General features: G+C 46.3%; 16 protein-coding genes. 11 read left to right on the top strand and 5 right to left on the bottom strand.

The genetic code is table 11. The features are described from left to right. Positions 1 to 37 precede the first annotated feature (37 nt). Positions 38 to 919, bottom strand: a complete 882-nt coding sequence (gspC, locus tag AB4138_RS21585) for a type II secretion system protein GspC (protein ID WP_017062489.1) — start codon at positions 917 to 919, stop codon at positions 38 to 40. A 331-nt stretch (positions 920 to 1,250) separates the two neighbouring features. Between gspC and hslR the strand changes: the two genes are divergently transcribed. The 4 genes from hslR (at position 1,251) to AB4138_RS21565 (ending at position 6,637) form a co-directional block, all read left to right on the top strand. Beyond that, entirely contained in the window at positions 1,251 to 1,637 is a 387-nt protein-coding gene (gene hslR / locus AB4138_RS21580; protein ID WP_372307637.1) for a ribosome-associated heat shock protein Hsp15, read from the top strand. A gap of 18 nt (positions 1,638 to 1,655) precedes the next feature. Then, positions 1,656 to 2,549 carry an Hsp33 family molecular chaperone HslO gene (hslO, locus tag AB4138_RS21575; protein ID WP_017063067.1) on the top strand — a complete coding sequence of 298 codons (894 nt, stop codon included), beginning with the start codon at positions 1,656 to 1,658 and terminating at the stop codon, positions 2,547 to 2,549. A 337-nt stretch (positions 2,550 to 2,886) separates the two neighbouring features. Next, complete coding sequence (pckA, locus tag AB4138_RS21570) at positions 2,887 to 4,512, top strand: phosphoenolpyruvate carboxykinase (ATP) (protein WP_372307633.1); 1,626 nt, start codon at positions 2,887 to 2,889, stop codon at positions 4,510 to 4,512. Positions 4,513 to 4,666: 154 nt separating this feature from the next. Beyond that, positions 4,667 to 6,637, top strand: a complete 1,971-nt coding sequence (locus AB4138_RS21565) for an AsmA family protein (RefSeq protein WP_372307630.1) — start codon at positions 4,667 to 4,669, stop codon at positions 6,635 to 6,637. Positions 6,638 to 6,681: 44 nt separating this feature from the next. Here the strand turns inward: AB4138_RS21565 and AB4138_RS21560 are convergent, their stop codons facing one another. From AB4138_RS21560 to AB4138_RS21550, 3 genes are read right to left on the bottom strand one after another with little or no spacing between them, the layout of a single operon-like run. Then, the gene (locus tag AB4138_RS21560) at positions 6,682 to 7,617 is read right to left on the bottom strand and encodes a bifunctional GNAT family N-acetyltransferase/hotdog fold thioesterase (protein WP_102332597.1); all 936 of its coding nucleotides are present in this window, start codon (positions 7,615 to 7,617) and stop codon (positions 6,682 to 6,684) included. 16 nt (positions 7,618 to 7,633) lie between these two features. Next, on the bottom strand, positions 7,634 to 8,068 hold the full coding sequence (gene dtd / locus AB4138_RS21555) for a D-aminoacyl-tRNA deacylase (RefSeq protein ID WP_004735590.1): 435 nt from the start codon (positions 8,066 to 8,068) through the stop codon (positions 7,634 to 7,636). Continuing rightward, positions 8,040 to 8,981: a virulence factor BrkB family protein gene (locus AB4138_RS21550; RefSeq protein WP_019826491.1), complete on the bottom strand. Its 942-nt coding sequence runs from the start codon at positions 8,979 to 8,981 to the stop codon at positions 8,040 to 8,042. The genes dtd and AB4138_RS21550 overlap by 29 nt, the downstream gene beginning before the upstream one ends. A gap of 42 nt (positions 8,982 to 9,023) precedes the next feature. Between AB4138_RS21550 and AB4138_RS21545 the strand changes: the two genes are divergently transcribed. Together AB4138_RS21545 and AB4138_RS21540 are read left to right on the top strand one after the other, a co-directional pair. Next, positions 9,024 to 9,665, top strand: a complete 642-nt coding sequence (locus AB4138_RS21545; RefSeq protein ID WP_029235101.1) for a DUF2959 domain-containing protein — start codon at positions 9,024 to 9,026, stop codon at positions 9,663 to 9,665. A gap of 31 nt (positions 9,666 to 9,696) precedes the next feature. Further along, entirely contained in the window at positions 9,697 to 10,227 is a 531-nt protein-coding gene (locus tag AB4138_RS21540) for an AAA family ATPase (protein ID WP_372307628.1), read from the top strand. Between the two features lie 144 nt (positions 10,228 to 10,371). On the opposite strand, the gene typA is transcribed toward AB4138_RS21540, so the two are convergent. Beyond that, positions 10,372 to 12,207 carry a translational GTPase TypA gene (gene typA, locus AB4138_RS21535; RefSeq protein ID WP_017059220.1) on the bottom strand — a complete coding sequence of 612 codons (1,836 nt, stop codon included), beginning with the start codon at positions 12,205 to 12,207 and terminating at the stop codon, positions 10,372 to 10,374. 562 nt (positions 12,208 to 12,769) lie between these two features. On the opposite strand from typA, the gene glnA reads away from it, so the two are divergent. The 5 genes from glnA to AB4138_RS21510 all read left to right on the top strand — a co-directional run bounded on the left by glnA (position 12,770) and on the right by AB4138_RS21510 (position 20,603). Further along, a complete protein-coding gene (gene glnA, locus AB4138_RS21530) occupies positions 12,770 to 14,179 on the top strand; it encodes a glutamate--ammonia ligase (protein WP_017059221.1) in 1,410 nt (469 codons plus the stop codon). A 393-nt stretch (positions 14,180 to 14,572) separates the two neighbouring features. Next, positions 14,573 to 15,142 (top strand): DUF4124 domain-containing protein, encoded by a 570-nt coding sequence (locus AB4138_RS21525; RefSeq protein ID WP_017059222.1) that lies wholly within the window; start codon positions 14,573 to 14,575, stop codon positions 15,140 to 15,142. A gap of 168 nt (positions 15,143 to 15,310) precedes the next feature. Next, on the top strand, positions 15,311 to 16,387 hold the full coding sequence (gene glnL, locus AB4138_RS21520; protein WP_019826501.1) for a nitrogen regulation protein NR(II): 1,077 nt from the start codon (positions 15,311 to 15,313) through the stop codon (positions 16,385 to 16,387). 121 nt (positions 16,388 to 16,508) lie between these two features. Continuing rightward, a complete protein-coding gene (gene glnG / locus AB4138_RS21515; protein ID WP_048661285.1) occupies positions 16,509 to 17,912 on the top strand; it encodes a nitrogen regulation protein NR(I) in 1,404 nt (467 codons plus the stop codon). 108 nt (positions 17,913 to 18,020) lie between these two features. Next, positions 18,021 to 20,603 (top strand): EAL domain-containing protein, encoded by a 2,583-nt coding sequence (locus AB4138_RS21510; RefSeq protein ID WP_372307625.1) that lies wholly within the window; start codon positions 18,021 to 18,023, stop codon positions 20,601 to 20,603. Positions 20,604 to 20,680: the final 77 nt, after the last annotated feature.

The following is a 20,680-nucleotide window of genomic DNA, read 5'->3' as shown; positions in this document are numbered from 1 at the left end:
TTCTCCTACACTTTCGTCCTTCGTTAGACGCAAAGTTTTAAAATTCAATAAACACTTCATGTTGTTGACCATCTCTCTCGACCACCAGATTTAGCTCTGTTAGTTCTGAGATGGAACGGAATATGTTGCCCATAGCAGCAGGGTCTGTCAGGTCTTGTCCATTTAACTGAGTGGCAATATCTCCGTTTTGGAGCCCAACAGAGTTAAAAAGTTCTGAATCTTTGCCAGGGCTCACACGATAACCGATCACTTTATCGTCACGCTTCACCTGAGACAGTCGAACATATTGGAAGATTTGTTGCGGATCTTTCATTATCTTCGCTTTAATTTCATCAAGCTTCTCTTCTGCTGAAGCCGGATTATTACCACGAACCGAAGAAGAGCTACGAGGTGGCGCAGGCGCTGATACAGCCAAACGCTTGTACTCAATACCTTCAAGCATCAAGGTTTCGTCTCGTCCTGAGTTATCAATGATAACGCGGTCGATTAATACCGCTTTTAACTTGGCTCGAGTGCCTTCAATCTCTTCATTAATTCCGTAGGTCGCTTGCGTGCCGCGATTGGCGATCACCGCTAAGCTCAGTTTTGGATTCGAGCTCGCGACTGCACCCACTAAAACGAGGTTTAATCGCGTCTTAGGCGCATCTTGGATAACTTGCTGTTCAACCACAGCGGGCGTGCTTGGGTTGTAAGCACCAAACATGTTGCTCTGCTGCAAAGAAGAGATATCAAGGGTCGATTGAGGTGCTGAAGACGATGAAGCCGTTGCTGTCCAAGGCGCGATAGTTTGCTCAGCAGGTTCGATAAACCATGCAAGCTGCCCTAAGATCCATGCGGAAGCTGCAATCAATACACAACAGGTCGCTAAGCTTAGTTTCTGCTGAAGTACAAATCCATTCTCTAATAAGCGGCTCAACATAGGAGAATTCCCTACGCGATTTTTGAGCTCTAAAAAGTTCACTTTCCTAGTCCCTTTTCATGACGACAAACGCTGCAAATCATTAAACTTTCAGCTTTTTTATTCATTCGTTCGATACCAAGCTTATTTAAGCAATAAGATCCTGAACTATATCATAGCAAATCGATAAATCGGCATAACATGGCTATTTTGTATTATGACTTGAAAAAAATGCCAACCGCCTCCACTTTAAGCTTCTACTTAATGTGATAAGCATCATCAAAAACATGTTGCGCACTGTTCGTTACAGTTAAACCGCATTCATTTCTCACTTAATAAGGCACAGCCCTATATGAAAACTGCTAATGAAGCTGTCAGACTCGATAAATGGTTGTGGGCAGCTCGTTTTTACAAAACCCGGTCTATTGCTCGCAACATGGTCGATGGTGGCAAAGTCCACTATAATGGTCAGCGCAGCAAGCCAAGTAAAATTGTCGAACTTGGGGCTGTGATTACACTGCGCCAAGGTAATGAAGAAAAGACGGTAACGATCGAGAAAATCTCAGCCCATCGTGGTGGAGCCCCGATCGCTCAAACCCTCTATGAAGAAACCACCGAAAGCTTGGCAAAAAGACAAGAGTTTGCACAACAGCGCAAGCTAAATGCTCATAGCCCAGCACCAGAACGTCGCCCAGATAAAAAGCAACGTCGTGACATCATCAAGTTCAAGACTCAATAAGCTAGAAGGAATAGCCAAATGGCAGACCCAATGTCTACAAGTAATGTTTTAAATCGCTACCTATTTGAAGACCTATCAGTACGTGGTGAATTGGTACAGATGGACGAAGCGTACCAACAGATTATTTCTAGCAAGGAATACCCAGCTCCAGTACAAAAGCTGTTGGGTGAGCTACTGGTTTCAACGACGCTACTAACGGCGACCCTAAAGTTTGAAGGTTCTATCACGATGCAGCTGCAAGGTGACGGCCCAGTATCTCTAGCAGTTATCAATGGCGATCACGATCAGAAGATCCGTGGTGTTGCTCGCTTTGAAGGCGATATCGCAGACGACGCAGGTCTACACGCCCTAATGGGTAAAGGTCATCTAGTGATCACTATCGATCCTAAGAAAGGTGAGCGTTACCAAGGTATCGTTGGTCTTGAAGGTGACACGCTTGCACAAGTGCTTGAAGGCTACTTCGCTAACTCTGAACAGCTTAAGACTCGTCTATGGCTGCGCACTGGCGAGCATGAAGGCAAAGCACACGCTGCAGGTATGTTGCTACAAGTAATGCCTGACGGCACCGGTACTCCAGACGACTTCGAGCACCTAGAGCAACTAACAGACACCGTGAAAAACGAAGAGCTATTCACTCTAGAAGCGAACGAACTGCTTTACCGTTTGTACAACCAAGAGAAAGTACAGCTATTCACACCACAACCGGTTGAGTTCTTCTGTGGCTGTTCACGCGATCGAAGTGCAGCAGCAATCATTACTGTTGCTCAAGAAGAGATCTACGACATCCTAAGCACCGAAGGAAGCGTTGGTCTACACTGCGATTACTGTGGCACAAACTACTCGTTCGACAAGAATGATGTTGATGCACTGTACGCAGAAGCAGCAGATAAAGGCAGCAATACGGTTCATTAATTTACGGCGTACCAAAAACACGTAATTTACCCCAAAAAGGTCAGCACTCAGCTGGCCTTTTTTGTGATCAAAATAGCGCAAACTCCGTAACATCTCGTAATAAAATCACCGCTTAATTTTAATCAATTAATAATGTTCTCGCCCCTAGCGCAAAGGTTTGCGTACAGGATAGACTAGTTGGGCCAATATGTGACGAGACGCTTAAAACCCTATGGCTAATATGGATATTTTTTGAGCTATATCCCTGTTTCCCCCGAGTCTCGTTGCTAGCATGGTGAGCAGATAACAATAAAAAATTAATACAAAATCCCTACAAAATATCCTACAAGGAGCACCTATGACCGTTATGGAACATACAAAGGCTGCACAAATTGATCTAACTAAGCACGGACTGACTGGCGTTACTGAAGTTCTTCGTAATCCTAGCTACGAGCAGTTATTCGTTGAAGAAACACTGCCAGGTTTGGAAGGCTACGAAAAAGGCGTAGTAACGGAACTAGGCTCTGTTGCGGTAGACACTGGTATCTTTACTGGCCGCTCACCAAAAGATAAGTACATTGTTAAAGATGACACGACCCGCGATACCATGTGGTGGTCAGATCAAGGCAAAAATGACAACAAACCGATTACAACTGAAGTATGGAATGAGCTGAAAGAGCTTGTGACAACTCAGCTATCTGGCAAGCGCCTGTTTGTCATCGACGGTTATTGTGGTGCTAACCCTGATACGCGCTTAAGCGTGCGTATTATCACTGAAGTAGCGTGGCAAGCGCACTTCGTTAAGAACATGTTCATTCGTCCAACTGACGAAGAGCTAGCAACGTTCGAACCTGATTTCGTGGTAATGAACGGTGCTAAAACAACTAACCCTAACTGGGAAAAGCAGGGTCTAAACTCTGAAAACTTCGTTGCTTTCAACCTAAAAGAGCGCGTTCAAATCATCGGTGGTACTTGGTACGGCGGTGAGATGAAGAAAGGCATGTTCGCAATGATGAACTACCTGCTTCCTCTGCAAGGCATTGCTTCAATGCACTGTAGTGCAAACGTCGGCGAGAAAGGCGATGTAGCCATCTTCTTCGGTCTATCTGGTACAGGTAAAACTACGCTTTCAACCGATCCTAAGCGTGAGCTAATCGGTGATGATGAGCACGGTTGGGATGACGATGGTATCTTCAACTTCGAAGGTGGTTGTTACGCGAAGACGATTCGTCTATCTAAAGAAGCAGAACCTGAAATCTACAATGCAATCCGTCGTGATGCACTACTAGAAAACGTAACAGTTCGTGGTGATGGTTCTATCGATTTTGATGACGGTTCAAAAACTGAGAACACTCGTGTTTCTTACCCAATTCACCACATCGATAACATCGTTAAACCAGTATCAAAAGCCGGTCACGCTCAAAAGGTTATCTTCCTGACTGCTGATGCATTCGGTGTACTGCCACCCGTTTCTAAACTGACTCCAGAGCAAACGAAGTACCACTTCCTATCTGGCTTCACTGCAAAACTAGCGGGCACTGAGCGTGGTATTACTGAGCCAACGCCAACGTTCTCTGCTGCATTTGGTGCGGCATTCTTAACTCTCCACCCAACTCAGTACGCTGAAGTGCTTGTGAAGCGTATGGAAGCAGCTGGCGCTGAAGCTTACCTAGTGAACACAGGTTGGAACGGTACTGGTAAACGTATCTCTATCCAAGATACGCGAGGCATCATCGACGCTATCCTAGATGGCTCAATCGACAACGCTGAAACTAAGGTTATCCCTATGTTTAACCTAGAAGTGCCACTAGCGCTGCACGATGTTGACCCAGCGATCCTTGACCCACGCGATACGTACACTGACCCTCTACAATGGGAAAGCAAAGCGAAAGATCTAGCCGAGCGCTTCATCAACAACTTTGATAAGTACACAGACAACGCTGAAGGTAAGTCACTGGTTGCAGCTGGTCCTCAACTGGACTAATCCAACCATCTGCTCGGGCTTAGCCAAAAGCAAACGCCCAATTTAAAATGATATTTTTGTAGCAAGCCCCTCTTTTGAGGGGCTTTTTTGTTGATGCTTGACCCTTTTTGTTCCACTCTGTTTTAAGACTATTGAAATTTAAGGCTTTCAGGGAATGAAAAAGGTATTCATGGTGTTCGGCATTGTGTTGGCTATCGCCGTTGCAACTATCGCAGCGCTGCTATTAAGCCTGCAGACCCAATACCGTGCGGATGTTGCCAACTTTTTTATCAAACATACGATTGAACAACCTGTATTCATTGAAGATGTTGAGTATCAGGCGCCTTATCACATCACCTTAATGGGCATTACCCAAAGCCAACCAGAAAAGCAAACACCTCTGTATATCGACAAGATCGATCTTTGGTTCAGCCCCAGCTCGATGACAGAGGCCAAACTGGTCTTTGAATCTGTTTTGATCAGCGGCCTACAATTAGAGGCAGACGATCTAAAAACACTGACTTCTTTATTTACCCAACCAAACATCAAGCTCCACCAGCTGGCCATCAACAATCTCGACTTTTCGACGCCAGAGTTTAATGCGCGAGGCATCGACCTACAGATCTCCGCCCCAACGTGGAACAACGATAACTCGCTGCTACCTTATGGAAAAACCCAACTCTCTGCCTCACAACTGTATTGGCAAGGTGAGGCATTCGATAATCTGTTGATTGATCTAGACCTCAAGCCGAGTGACAGCACCCTTTATGGTGCTTCGTTTGACTGGCGTGGCGCCAAGATTTCTGGGCAAGCTGAACAATATCAACAAGATTGGTCGTTGGTGAATGTGACCGTCGATGGCTTACGACTCAATCAGAAACAGACCCAAAACCTACTAAGCAAAGAGTGGGATGTTGCAGGCATTAAGATTAATCACATCAATAGCTTAGATATTCTGCGTAGCGACGTAGAGTGGCAAGATGGCCACCTCGCTGCCTTTGATGCCTCATTAGAAAATATCCAACTGCCTTTTGAAATCTGGAAACAACAGAAAGCCATTTTTTCTCTACAGGCAGAAGGAGTGACCATTGATGATGACATGTTCATCGAGCCAAGCCTCAAGCTCAACCTAGAAGCAAACCGGATTCTGATTGAGGATTTCTATACTCAATTCCTGCAGGGCACTGTTCAGCTCAATGGCGAAGTCGCCCCTAGCAGCATTGAATTAGCGCAACTCGACCTACAAGGCATCAAGTGGATTACCGAAAACCAAGATAGCCCTCTAGTCGCAGCTCGACTAATACCTTGGCTTACACAACTCCAGAACGTCGAGATTAACCGACTTAATATAGAACGCAGCCAACTTATCCAACTAGCACAAACGCCTTACTGGCAGGTCTCTGGATTACATGTCGAGGGGCATCAAGTTCAACTGCTGCAAGATAGAAAACTGGGCTTATGGCAAGGGAAGCTGATGGCGAGCGCCAATGATGCCAGCTACCAAAATATTCTCAGCGCACAGCCTGTGGTTGAGATGAATAGCGAACAAGGAAAATGGACGCTGACTCGTCTGTTTGCACCACTCAGGAATGGCTACATTGAAGCCAATGCAACGCTCGATTTTAACCAAATCAGCAAGCCATGGAGCTTAGATATTTCTGCCGATGGGTTACCCATTGCGCCTATGCTGCAGCGACTTGAATTACCACTCGATGCAACCGGCTATGGCGAGTTTGAACTTCAAGCCGCAGGTTTATATGGCGACTCACTGATGCTCGGTTACTCAACCACAGGGCAACTCACTGGCAGCGTTCGCCAGGGTGTGATGACCTTTAATGACAAGCTTTCTGAAACATCGACTGATAACGTGTTTGAAATTCCAGAGCTTAATGCGCATTTTGACCGTGGGCGCTTCACTCTCGAACCGATGCACATTATTGGTGCGTCAGCAGCAGAGCAAGGCGAACAAAGGGTTCAAACGCTCAATGGCGAGGCTTCTGGAGAACTCGACTTGCTTAAAGCCGAGCAACACACCCTCTCGATTACCCTATCGGACCCATGTCATCAAATCTCAGGAAAGCTCACCCAAGCTGAGTATTCGGAGATTAACGACTGCCAACAAAAAAACGCCACTCCTCAGGAGTAGCGCTTTCAATCAATAATTCTATCTATCATCAAGCGAGCGTGAAGTTATTCACTCGCCTTGCTATCCGTCGATAGTATTTTCTTATAATCAGGGATCAGCATATAGGTTCCCGTAAACTCTACCGCTTCCACATCGCCGCTATGAATGGTCACGTGAATGATGATACGTGCCTTTCTTCCTGACGCAAGGCGGTCCAAGTCACCACTGATCCCATCCAATGAAGTAGAGGCAACAGGGTTTTGCTCAACCGGGTGACGATAACGAATATTACTGTCTGCCAGCACGATATCACCGGTCAGCCCGCGTTCTTTCATCAATAACCAAGTCATCCCCCAACCAGTTAAGGTCGCTAAGGTAAAGGCAGAGCCTGCAAACATGGTATTATGCGGGTTCAAGTTGGGATTCAGCTGAGCACTACACTCAAATTGGTAACCCGTGTATTGGTTGATCTTGATGCCCATCTTGTCACTGATCGGGATCTGATGTTCCCAGCGCTGCTGAAGCTCATTACACCACTCAGGCTTACGCAGAACGTCTGCCATTGGGTCAAGATGCTTAACCATCTGTTGGTGACGCACAGGGCCACGTTGATCGTTAATCTCACCGCGACGTTCAAATTCATTCTTCTCATAGAATGAGATCGCATCTTCACGTGCATTACACACCAAGCGCTTAGCACCCTCTTGGCGAGCCAATGACTCAAGTGCGACTAGAATCAACGAACCCATGCCTTTACTTTGGCGAGATTTCTTCACCGCCATATAGCGGATCTGACCTTCCAGATCTGGGGTGATATACAGACGACCAATCGCCATCGGGCGACCACGACCATCAACAATCATGCGATGGTGACTCATTGGGTCATATTCATCGCGCTCAGAACCTACCGGCATTCGCCAAGGTTCACGGAGCATCTGCCAACGAAAATGGTAATACTTGTTTAGCTGATTTTCGGTGGTTGGTGTTATGAGTTTAAACATGCTTATTCCTTTAAGCCTAAACCTGCAGCCAGAATGTCACTGGGCCATCATTAACCAAAGACACTTTCATGTCGGCTGCGAATCGGCCACGTTCCGTTGGTAACACTGATTCACACTGGTCAGAGAAATAGTTATAAAGACGCTCAGCATCTTCTGGGTGAGCACCACGAGAGAACCCTGCTCGAGTCCCTTTCTTGGTATCGGCCGGCAGAGTGAATTGAGACACCACTAATACCTTACCTTCTACTTGCTTCACGTTGAGGTTCATTTTATCGTCTTCGTCTCCAAAGACACGATAAGTGGTCACTCGTTCCATCAAACGTTTGGCTTTGGCTTCGTCGTCACCTTTTTCTACGCCTAACAAAACTAATAAGCCTTGTTCAATCTCACCAACTACTTCGCCATCAACACGGACGGCAGCTTCACTTACTCTCTGGATCAGTGCTATCACTGTTGTTTCCTTGCTCTGTGATTTTGTCTTTATCCGACGAGTGTACCATTTCTTTCGAGTCACTCCACTGTTCCTGCTCACCCAATGCAGCGGTCACCTCAGCACCCACCAGCACAATCAACCAGCACAAATAAACCCAGACAAAAAGAATTGGTATTGCCGCCAATGCGCCATAAATCAACTGGTAAGAAGGGAATTGAGTAATGTAGGCCGCGAAGCCTTTCTTACTGAGTTCGAACAACAGAGCCGCCACTAGAGAACCTGCAGCCGCATGAGAAAAGTGTATCTTTTTGTTGGGAACCAACAGGTACAGACCGAAAAACGCAAAGAAAGAGAGAATCAAAGGAAGTTTGCGAATCACGGTGTTAAAGGCGCCAGACACCACTTCGTTTTGCAACAAGCTCAATGATGTCACATAAGAAGTGGCTGCAATGCTCGCCCCAACTAAAATAGGTCCAAGCGTGAGCACCATCCAGTACATAGAGAAAGACAGCACCGCACGTCGCTTCTCGTCGACACGCCAGATGTAGTTTAAGTTCTTATCAATATTCGAGATCAGCATCAGCGCTGCAATGAATAAGAACACACTACCGACCGCCGTCATTTTTCCGGTATTGGCAACGAACTCTAACAAGGCACCGTGTACGGCATCCCCAGACGCGGGAACAAAGTTGGTAATAACGAAGTTTTGAATCACGATACCAACATCAGCAAAGATGGAGAATGACGACAAGATAGAGAGCAGAACCGTCAACATCGGTACGATCGAGAGCAAAGTAATGTACGCCAAGTAGCCCGCATTCACGTTGACTCTATCGTGCGTCATTCGCGCCAAAAGATAGCGAGAAAACTGAATACTGAGTGTGGCGACCTTTTTTATCTTCAACTTGTAACTCCCTTGTAACTCGTTCATAGTCCTAATTAATATTCCGTTACTTAACTATAGGAAACTAGGATGCCTTATTTAATAGTTATAGTCCTCTCTATTTTTACTCTTACTGGATGCCAGTCAGCTTATTACTCCGCCATGGAGCAAGTGGGTTACCACAAGCGTGACATTATGGTCGATAGAGTGGAAGACGCTAAAGAGTCGCAGCAGGATGCTCAGGAAGAGTTTACCAGCGCACTTGAAGCCTTGAGTAGCCTGACTAATTTCAGTGGCGGCGACCTTGAAGACATGTACAACCAAATCAACGATAAATACCAAGACAGCGAGAAAGCCGCGCAAAATGTCAGTGACCGCATTGCTGCGATTGAAGATGTGTCGGATGCGCTGTTTGAAGAGTGGCAGAGTGAGTTAGATCTCTACACCAGTGATTCACTGCGCCGCTCGAGCGAGCAAAAGCTTCGTGAAACTAAATTGTCTTACCAAACGATGCTGTCAGCAATGAAGCGCGCCGAGAAGAAAATGGACCCAGTGCTCAATACCCTTCGCGACAACACGCTTTACTTGAAGCACAACCTCAATGCGAGCGCTGTCGGCTCGCTGCAAGGTGAGTTTATGAGCTTAGAAAAAGACATCGCCTACGCAATAGAGCAGATGAATGCAGCGATTGCCGAATCGGATAAGTTCCTTGCTCAACTAAACCAGAAATAACGCCCGTAGGCACAAATAAAGATAAGCCCGTATGAACCCAATCATTATTACTGGCGGCCCTGGCGCCGGAAAAACCACATTGATCAATGCTTTGGGTGATGCGGGTTACCCCACCTTCGCTGAGTCCTCTCGCCAGTTAATCGAACAGCAGAGTCAACTTGAGAACGGTATCTTACCTTGGTTAGACCTTCCAGGCTTTGCTCGCCTATGTTTAACCGTCATGAGCGAACACAAAGACCAAGCCAGTCAGCATCCTGTTGCCTTTCTCGATCGCGCCATTCCAGACATTTGTGGCTATTTGGCTCAGGCTAACCTAGAGATAGATGCGGCCTACCGAGAAGCAAGCAAAGGCTACCACTCACAAGCCTTGTTCTGTCGCCCTGAGGCTTCAATTTATGTACAAGATGATGTGAGACCTTATCCGTTTGAGGAAGCGCTAGAGATTCACCACGCTTTAGAAAGAGTCTACCAAGAACTTGGCTATGAGGTGGTTGAAGTGCCGTTTATGCCAGTCGAAGAACGGCTTCAATTCGTTGAGCGTTACTTATGTATCAAAAGCTAGATCCCCAACTCGGTCGTTCCTCCCTCTTGAGGATGACGAAATCTCGTTTAACCGTATCTAAACAAACTAAAAAACAAAAGCCCCGAGCAGCTAGGCTACTCGGGGCTTTCTTATCTACTTAGCTAGAAGCTAGTCAGCTGGCAATTAAGCCTTAGCTGGACGTGCTGCACGCTTACGTTCGTTTTCAGTAAGAAGCTTCTTACGGATACGAATGCTTACTGGCGTTACTTCTACTAGTTCGTCTTCGTCGATGAACTCAAGAGCTTGCTCTAGAGTGTGACGGATAGGTGGCGAAAGAACCTGTGCTTCATCAGTACCAGATGCACGAACGTTCGTTAGCTGCTTACCTTTCAGACAGTTTACTGTTAGGTCGTTTGAACGGTTGTGAATACCGATGATTTGACCTTCGTATACTTCATCCGCGTGCTCAGCAAATAGACGACCACGTTCTTGTAGGTTGAATAGTGCGTAAGTCAGAGCTTTACCAGTTGCGTTCGAGATTAGAACACCGTTGTTACGTTGACCGATTACGCCGCCTTTGTGAGGACCGTAGTGATCAAATGAGTGGTAAAGAAGACCAGAACCAGACGTTAGAGTTAGGAACTCAGTTTGGAAACCGATAAGACCACGAGAAGGCATCATGAAGTCCATGCGAACACGGCCTTTGCCATCTGGAGACATATCAGTTAGCTCACCTTTACGTAGACCGATGTTTTCCATGATGCCACCTTGGTGCTCTTCAAGCACGTCGATAGTCACAGTTTCAAACGGTTCAGTTAGGTTGCCATCTTCGTCTTTCTTGATGATAACTTCTGGACGAGATACAGCTAGCTCGAAACCTTCACGACGCATGTTTTCGATCAGGATAGATAGGTGAAGTTCACCACGACCTGAAACACGGAAACGATCTGGGTTATCAGTTTCTTCAACACGTAGTGCAACGTTGTGTACTAGTTCTTTCTCTAGACGCTCAAGGATGTTACGTGAAGTAACGAACTTACCTTCTTTACCCGCGAACGGAGAAGTGTTTACTTGGAACGTCATTGTTACTGTTGGTTCATCAACAGAAAGCGGAGTCATTGCTTCAACATTGTTTACGTCACAGATAGTGTCTGAAATTTTCAGCTCACCAAGACCAGTGATTGCAATGATGTCGCCAGCGTTAGCTTGCTCAACTTCGTGACGGTCAAGACCTAGGTAACCAAGAACTGTACCTACTTTACCGTTACGTTTTTTGCCTTCTGCATTGACGATAGTTACTTGTTGGTTTGGTTTAACAGAACCACGAGTAACACGAGCAACACCGATAACACCTACGTAAGAGCTGTAATCAAGTTGCGAAATTTGCATTTGTAGTGGACCGTCAAGGTCAACTGCAGGCGCGTCTACTGTATCAACAACAGCTTGGAACAATGGTTCCATGTTCTCGCCAGTTTCGCCTTCAGTCATTGTTGCCCAGCCGTTTAGAGCTGAAGCGTAAACAACTGTGAAGTCTAGTTGCTCATCAGTAGCACCTAGGTTGTCGAAAAGGTCGAATACTTGATCCATAACCCAATCAGGACGAGCGCCTGGGCGGTCAATCTTGTTGATTACAACGATTGGCTTAAGACCGTGTGCGAATGCTTTTTGCGTTACGAAACGAGTTTGAGGCATTGGGCCATCAACTGCGTCAACGATAAGCAGAACAGAGTCAACCATAGACATGATACGCTCAACTTCACCACCGAAGTCCGCGTGTCCCGGAGTATCTACGATGTTGATGCGGTAATCATTCCAGTTGATTGCTGTGTTCTTAGCAAGAATGGTAATGCCACGCTCTTTTTCGATGTCATTCGAATCCATGACACGCTCTTCAGCTTCACCACGAGACTCAAGAGTGCCTGACTGTTGTAGCAGTTTATCAACCAAAGTCGTTTTACCGTGGTCAACGTGCGCGATGATCGCGATATTTCTTAACTTATCAATCTGTGGAGTAGACATGGATTCTCGATTCACTCATAAAAGTAGCCGTCACTTATCTCAAAAGTTTGGATAATAACCGCTAGCTTGATTTAAAAAACGGTCAATAATATACCAGATTCTAGACAAAAACCCAGAAATATGTGATCTGAACCAAGGCTTTTTTCTTTATTAGCGATTCATATCCGCTTAACTTTGATTCAGTACAGTGTTGAGCAGCCAAATTCGTAGGACTCTAAAAAAGTATCACCTACGAGTGGCGAGCCAAATCTCCCGCAAAATAACAAAAGTGGATTGACAACTTAGGCAATTCATTGCTGAATGGTGCTCGCTTATGTCTCATATTGGTGCACAGACAAACAGTTGCACCAATAAAGTGCAACTAGAGACCATTTTGGTGCAAAAACCAGATTAAGAAAAATCGCAAAACAAGTAAATCATTGAAATTAATGGAATAATTTTTTTGGCACGTTTTTGGCAGTAGATAAATCAGCATCGATTAATGCACTTATAGACATTAATCAATGCTAGTTTCAACCGAATCGAGCTAATACCGAATTAATAACACTGGAGGTTATCCAAGATGTCAGTAGAAAATGTACTATCCCTGATCCAAGAGAACGAAGTTAAATTTATCGACTTACGTTTTACTGATACAAAAGGTAAAGAGCAGCATATCTCTATTCCTTCTCACCAAGTTGATGCAGACTTCTTCGAAGAAGGCAAAATGTTTGACGGCTCTTCAGTAGCTGGTTGGAAAGGCATTAACGAATCTGACATGGTAATGATGCCAGACGCAGCATCTGCTGTACTGGACCCATTCACAGAAGACGCAACACTAAACATCCGTTGTGACATCCTTGAGCCTGCAACAATGCAAGGCTACGACCGTGACCCACGCTCTATCGCTAAACGTTCTGAAGAGTACCTACGTTCTACAGGTATCGCAGACACAGTTCTAGTTGGTCCAGAGCCAGAATTCTTCCTATTTGACGACGTTAAGTTCTCAAACGACATGTCTGGTTCTTTCTTCAAGATCGATGACGTAGAAGCAGCTTGGAACACAGGTTCTGACTTCGAAGGCGGTAACAAAGGTCACCGTCCTGGCGTTAAAGGCGGTTACTTCCCAGTAGCTCCAGTAGATTCATCTCAAGACATCCGTTCAGCAATGTGTCTAGTAATGGAAGAGATGGGCCTAGTTGTTGAAGCTCACCACCATGAAGTAGCAACTGCGGGTCAAAACGAAATCGCTACTCGCTTCAACACGCTAACAGCGAAAGCTGATGAAACTCAAATCTACAAGTACGTTGTACACAACGTTGCTCACGCATTTGGTAAAACAGCGACATTCATGCCTAAGCCACTAGTTGGTGACAACGGTTCTGGTATGCACGTTCACCAATCTCTAGCAAAAGACGGCGTTAACCTGTTTGCTGGTGATAAGTACGGCGGCCTATCTGAAATGGCTCTTTACTACATCGGTGGTGTAATCAAGCACGCTCGTGCAATCAACGCGTTTGCTAACCCATCAACTAACTCGTACAAGCGTCTTGTACCTGGTTTCGAAGCACCTGTAATGCTTGCTTACTCAGCACGTAACCGTTCTGCTTCTATCCGTATCCCAGTAGTACCAAGCCCTAAAGCACGTCGTATCGAGCTACGTTTTGGTGACCCAGCAGCTAACCCATACCTATGCTACTCAGCAATGCTTATGGCTGGCCTTGACGGCATCAAGAACAAGATTCACCCAGGCGAAGCTATGGATAAAGATCTATACGACCTTCCTGCAGAAGAAGCAGCTGAAATCCCAACAGTTGCAGAATCTCTACAAGAAGCTCTAGCAGCGCTTAGCGAAGACCGTGAGTTCCTAACAGCTGGCGGCGTATTCTCTGACGATTTCATCGATTCTTACATCACTCTGAAATCTGACGACGTACAACGCGTGAACATGGCTACACACCCACTTGAGTTTGAACTGTACTACTCAGTTTAATCTCCTGTAGAGATAAGCCATTTCTTACTGCAACCTTGTAAGAATCGCTGACTAAATATTAGGCTCGCCTCGCAGGCGGGCCTTTTTTATATTCTCCCTCCCCCCGCTTCCTCGTACCATACTAGATACCAATCGTAGTAAATAACTACTCAGCCTAGCTTGTTAAAACACTCGATAACATCGTTAGGTTTTTTGATTGTAGAATAACTACTTATCGAAACTATTTTTGCCGATCAGGGCTGCCTCCGTTCTCAAGCCTTTTTCCTGCGCTATTTCTGAGCATTAACTTACTGTGATTGGCATTTAACAAAAGCCCTCAGAGGCTGTCGCGCTAAATACAATAAAACCAACGCCAAACGTGAAATCACCTAGCGGTGAAAAGAGGCTAAAGATATGAAAAACATACTGTTCCTAATCGGGTTAACAGTCGCGCTCTCGTGCTCTGCTCAAACGGTGTATACCTGGATAGATGAAGATGGCGTGCTCCACTTTAGTGATAACCCTAGCGCTCAAGATGCCGAGGCTCTTCGCCTGCCAGATGTGCAAGCTTCAGCACCCGCCCCTAAATTTGAGGCCTCAACTCCGGTTGACGCTGCTGCTTCCTCTACAACTAAAACGGCAACGCCAGCCAAAACTCAGGCAGAAACCGAAACCACAAAGCGCGAGGTTCCTACTCAATTAGCCCTCACCATGTTGACTCCAGTTCATGATCAAACCATTCGTAGTAATCGCGGCTTAATCCCGATTCAGATAGAACTCAACCGAAAGCTTGGTATAGGTGAGCAATTACAATTGATGCTCGATGGCCGTCGATATGGCGCCCCACAGACCCAACCTATTTGGGAATTAAAAGGTATCGATCGAGGTACTCACACCATTGCAATTCAAGCACATAGAAGCGGCAAGCTTATTGCATCTACTAGTCCAGTCACCGTGTATTTACATCGAGCGACGCTCAAGTAGGCCAATGTGTTAAAAGAGGCCAAATAACCTCTACTTTTCACCTAATCGAAGCAGCTTTCAGCGACTCTAATGAATTATCTTTAGCTTCTGGTTGATATGCGCCATACTTGAACTTAGCTACGCACCAATTTGGTGCAGTGAGAAAAACACCAGTTCAAGGACGAAATAGTGAATCGATCAGCCAAAAGCGACAGCATAGATACACACCATCTTTCCAGCGCCATTCTCGACAATATGGTGACTTCGACATTAATGCTCGATGAGCAATTGTATGTCCGATACGCAAATCCGGCGGCTGAGCAGCTCTTTTCACAGAGCGCACGACGCATCGTTGATCATCCACTGAGCCAACTTATCCAACACGCTTCACTTGATTTGGCGCTTCTGACGCAACCGCTACAAAGTGGCCAGAGCATTACCGACAGTGACGTTACCTTCGTTGTTGATAACCGCCCACTGATGCTTGAAGTCACGGTTAGCCCAATATCTTGGCAGCGAGAGACGCTGTTATTGGTTGAGATGCGCAAGATAGACCAGCAAAGACGCCTTAGCCAAGAGCTCAACCAACATGCACAACAACAAGCGGCTAAGTTGCTGGTCCGCGGGTTAGCACATGAGATCAAAAATCCACTCGGTGGCTTAAGAGGTGCGGCGCAGTTACTTGGGAAAATGCTTCCTGATCAGTCTCTTAATGAATATACGCAGATCATTATTGAGCAAGCCGACCGCTTAAGAGCATTAGTCGACCGTCTGCTTGGCCCACAGAAGCCGGGGACTAAATCAGAAGAGAACCTTCACCAGATACTTGAGAAAGTCAGGCAGCTCGTAGAGCTCGAATCGGGTTCAACGCTCGCCATCGAAAGGGATTACGACCCGAGCCTACCGGACATCTTGATGGATTCGGCACAGGTTGAACAAGCGATGCTCAATATCGTGAGCAATGCAGCGCAGATTCTAAAGACTCAAGATTCTGGCAAAATCACCATTCGCACCAGAACGGTGCATCAAGCAAATATTCACGGGCAGCGACACAAACTCGCAGCTCGTATTGAGATCAGCGATAACGGTCCGGGCATCCCCGATGATTTAAAAGACACGCTGTTTTACCCAATGGTCAGCGGACGAGAAGGTGGAACAGGGCTGGGGCTATCGATTTCTCAAAACCTGATCGATCAACACAATGGGAAAATTGATGTTGAAAGCTGGCCAGGCAACACCACATTCACGATTTATCTACCGATTTAGGTCATAAGAACCTCGCTATTGGACAGCGAGATGAAAGGCTTAGCTCGGTAACACAAAGATTAAGACATCATAAAAACAACAATGATTATCACAATAGATTTGGCTGCAAAGGAATTGAATTATGAGTAAGGGATACGTTTGGGTCGTCGATGACGACAGCTCTATCCGCTGGGTAGTAGAGAAAACACTTTCATCTGCGGATATTAAGTGTGAAACATTTGCTGATGCTGAGAGCGTGTTGCTTGCGCTTGAGCGCGAGACACCGGACGTATTGGTGTCTGACATTCGCATGCCCGGCATTGACGGGATTGAGCTGTTGCATCAGGTTCATCAACGCTCTCCCGACCTGCCCGTGATCATTATGACCGCGCACTCAGACCTTGATGCGGCGGTGAATGCTTATCAAAAAGGCGCCTTTGAATATCTTCCAAAGCCGTTCGATATTGATGAAACACTGACTCTAGTCGAACGAGCGATCGCGCACAGCCAAGAGCAGAAACGCGAACAAGCCAGTGAGGTCGCTGAAGACACCAACGCGCCAGAAATCATCGGTGAAGCACCGGCAATGCAGGAGGTTTTCCGAGCGATTGGCCGTTTGTCTCGCTCATCCATATCCGTGCTGATCAATGGTGAATCGGGTACCGGTAAAGAATTGGTCGCTCACGCTCTGCATCGTCACAGCCCAAGAGCTAAGAAGCCCTTCATTGCCTTGAACATGGCAGCAATCCCCAAAGATCTGATCGAGTCTGAACTGTTTGGCCACGAAAAAGGTGCCTTTACCGGTGCTAACAGCGTTCGCCAAGGACGCTTTGAACAAGCCAACGGCGGCACCCTATTTCTGGATGAGATCGGTGACATGCCACTCGATATCCAAACTCGCTTGTTGCGTGTACTTTCTGATGGTCAGTTCTATCGTGTCGGCGGTCACTCTGCAGTTAAGGTAGACGTTCGTATCGTTGCCGCAACCCACCAAGATCTTGAGCGCTTAGTGCATGAAGGCGACTTCCGTGAAGACCTTTTCCACCGACTCAACGTTATCCGAATCCATATCCCGGCACTTCGCGAACGTAAACAAGACATTGAAAAGCTGACTCATCACTTCCTAGCATCCGCCGCCGAAGAGCTCGGTGTTGAAGTGAAGACACTGCATCCTGAGACCATTTTGAAGCTCAACCAGCTCAATTGGCCGGGTAACGTGCGTCAGCTTGAAAACATTTGTCGTTGGCTTACCGTGATGGCCAGCGGCAGCGAAATTCTTCCTTCAGACCTGCCACCAGAGCTGCTAGAAGAAAAAGTGGTGACCACCTCAGGAACTGGAGATAACTGGCAACAACTGCTCGCTAATTGGGCAAAGTGTGCGCTTGATTCAGGAGAAAAAGAGCTACTAACTTATGCGCTGCCAGAGTTTGAACGTATACTGCTAGAGGCTGCACTCAACCATACCAATGGTCATAAACAGGATGCAGCCAAAGTTTTAGGTTGGGGAAGAAACACTCTAACTCGTAAACTAAAAGAACTGTACTGACCTGATATGACTCTCGATGCAGCTACTTTTTTAACCAAAAAAGTGTCGCTTGGTTTGAATAGTGTCGGTACAATTAAGGTATGCCATCCACTAAAGTTGTAGCTAAAGATGTCTTTGAAAACACAAATTACTTTGAGAACCGCAGTGGTTCTGCCATTCGTGATGATTTTTCTGTTCACTATGGGTGTAATGGTTTTCACTCAAAAGCTAAGCTACAAAGAGATGGTGAGTGATGTTAGTGCACGCCAGCTGACATCACTGACTGACAATGTTCATCAAAGCCTGTCTAATTTTTTAGAAAAGCCATTTCACGCCAACCTCTCGCTCAGCCATAACATCGGCTACCACCATCTTTATCAAGCAGGCAATCTTAGTAAGGTCCAAGACTATATTTTTTATACGTTTTCAGACCATTACACTGCTGTACCTCAACTCGATGCGATCGGCTTTGGTTCTGAAGATGGTAACTACGTCGGTTTCCGCAAAGAAGCCAACAAAGGCTACACCTTGATGGTGCAAGACGAACGCACCAATGATCAGCTGGTCATTTACCGTGGCAGCAAAATTAGTGAAGACATTCGATCGGTGATTTCAGGTTACGATCCTAGAATCCGTCCTTGGTACACACCCATTGCGACACAGAAAAAACCGTTATGGTCACCAATTTATGCCAATGCTGACGAACGTCAAGAAATCACCTTATCTGCTCTAGCGCCTATCTATGATGATAATGAATTCAAAGCCGTCGTAGTCAGCGACATCAAAATCAATACCTTCAATGCGTTTCTCAGAAAGCTCAAAGATAGAACGGATGCCTCTGTTTACATCATCGATAAGCAGCAACGCTTGGTCGCGCACTCAGGCGGAGACAGTGTCGTTTCATGGGGCACAGGACAAACCAACAAAGGGCAACGCAAACTAGCAACAGAGAGTGCTAATCCAGTCATACGTGAGAGTGCTAGCTACGTAGAGCAATTCCACCTAATCGAGAATTTGGGCGAGCAGCGCTTTAGTTTTAGCCTAGACAACGAACGCTACTTCAACCAAATCACCCCATACGAAGATGAGCACGGGCTCACGTGGTTTATTGGGGTGTCGATCCCTGAAAGCAATCTGCTCGGTGAATTGCCAGAAAATCAAAGAAACAGTTGGTTGCTTGGGCTAGCACTGAGCTGCATTGGGGTCATTGCAGGATTAATTGCCTTTAATCGCGCAACCCAACCCATCACCTCGACAGCGGATGCGGCAAAACGCCTTGCTAAGGGCGATTGGGACGCGAGCATGCCAAAAACAGGGCATATATATGAAACCAGCATGTTGGTCGAGTCATTCAATGAAATGACCAACAACTTAAAGGCTTCGTTTCATGCATTACAGTCTCAACTTACCTATGACTCATTAACCAAGCTATACAGCCGTGAAGGCTTTATTGACGCTGCCAAGAAACACCCCGACAACGAAAAAGGCACACTGTATTTGATTGGTATTGATCGCTTCCGAGACATCAATGACAGCCTAGGTCATTACAATGGCGACCAGCTACTTATCATTGCGGCCGCTCGTTTAAGAGGCACACTGCCATCCGAATACCTACTAGCTCGCACTGGTGGTGATGAGTTTGCCATCTACGCGCCAAACGTAACGCAAAGCGATGATGTTCAGCTGCTGACTAACCGCTTACTTCAAACCTTCGCTTCCCCATTTTCAATGGAATCGGAAAGCGTGGTGATTAAGGTATCGATGGGGATAGTGAATGTCTCGAATCTTCACGACATTACACTCCTGCTACGCAGCAGCAGCATTGCATTGAGCAATGCGAAACAAGACAAAACCAGTGTCTGTATTTATAGCCTTGAAATGGGCAAAGCATCGAGACATCGCACCAAGATGTTAGCGCGGATGAACCGAGCGATTGAGCTTCAACAGTTCGAACCGTTTTATCAGCCTATTATTGATCTGGAATCTGGCTCGACCATAGGAGCAGAAGCTTTAGCTCGCTGGATAACGGATGAAGGGGTGATCTCGCCACTCGAGTTCATTCCTCTCGCGGAAGAGAGCGGGCTCATTGACGATATCGGAAAACAAATTCTGCATAAGTCGTGTCGAGATACAGCCATCGCGATTGAGTCAGGAAAATGGAGCAAGGACTTCTCGATTCACGTCAACCTGTCGGTCGTTCAGCTAAGCGAAAGTGGCTTTGTGGAACAAGTAAAAGGCACGTTGCGAGACACAAATCTGCCAGCAAGCAACCTGACACTAGAGATCACCGAATCACGCATCGTCGACAACGACCCGACCATCATCGATAACATGCTGACTCTAAAAGCACTAGGGATATCAATTGCGATTGATGACTTTGGTACCGGCTATTCGTCACTGGCTTATTTACACAAACTGCCATTTGATTGCTTAAAGATCGACCGCAGCTTTGTCAGCAAACTTGATAAAGAGAACCTAGATAGCTCCATCGTCGCGGCCATCGTTAACATCACTAAGGGCTTCAAAGTAAGCTTGGTGGCAGAGGGCGTTGAAACACAGCAACAGGCTGAACTTCTCAAGCAGCTGCAGTGCCCGCTTGCTCAAGGCTTCTTATACAGTCGCCCAGTTCCGTTTGACCAATGGCCTACCGACCTCATCAACTCCAAGCAAAGTGCCAAGGTCAAACAAAATACCACTGAGAGTCTCACCTAAACCAGGCAGAAATCGAATGAGTCAGATACAAAAATGCCAGCATGATGCTGGCATTTTTTAGGTTCATCGCGGATTAG

The organism is Vibrio sp. 10N.286.52.C3 (assembly GCF_041468865.1).
GTDB classification, from domain to species: Bacteria; Pseudomonadota; Gammaproteobacteria; order Enterobacterales; family Vibrionaceae; genus Vibrio; species Vibrio crassostreae_C.
This window is presented reverse-complemented; position numbering and strand designations above follow the sequence as displayed.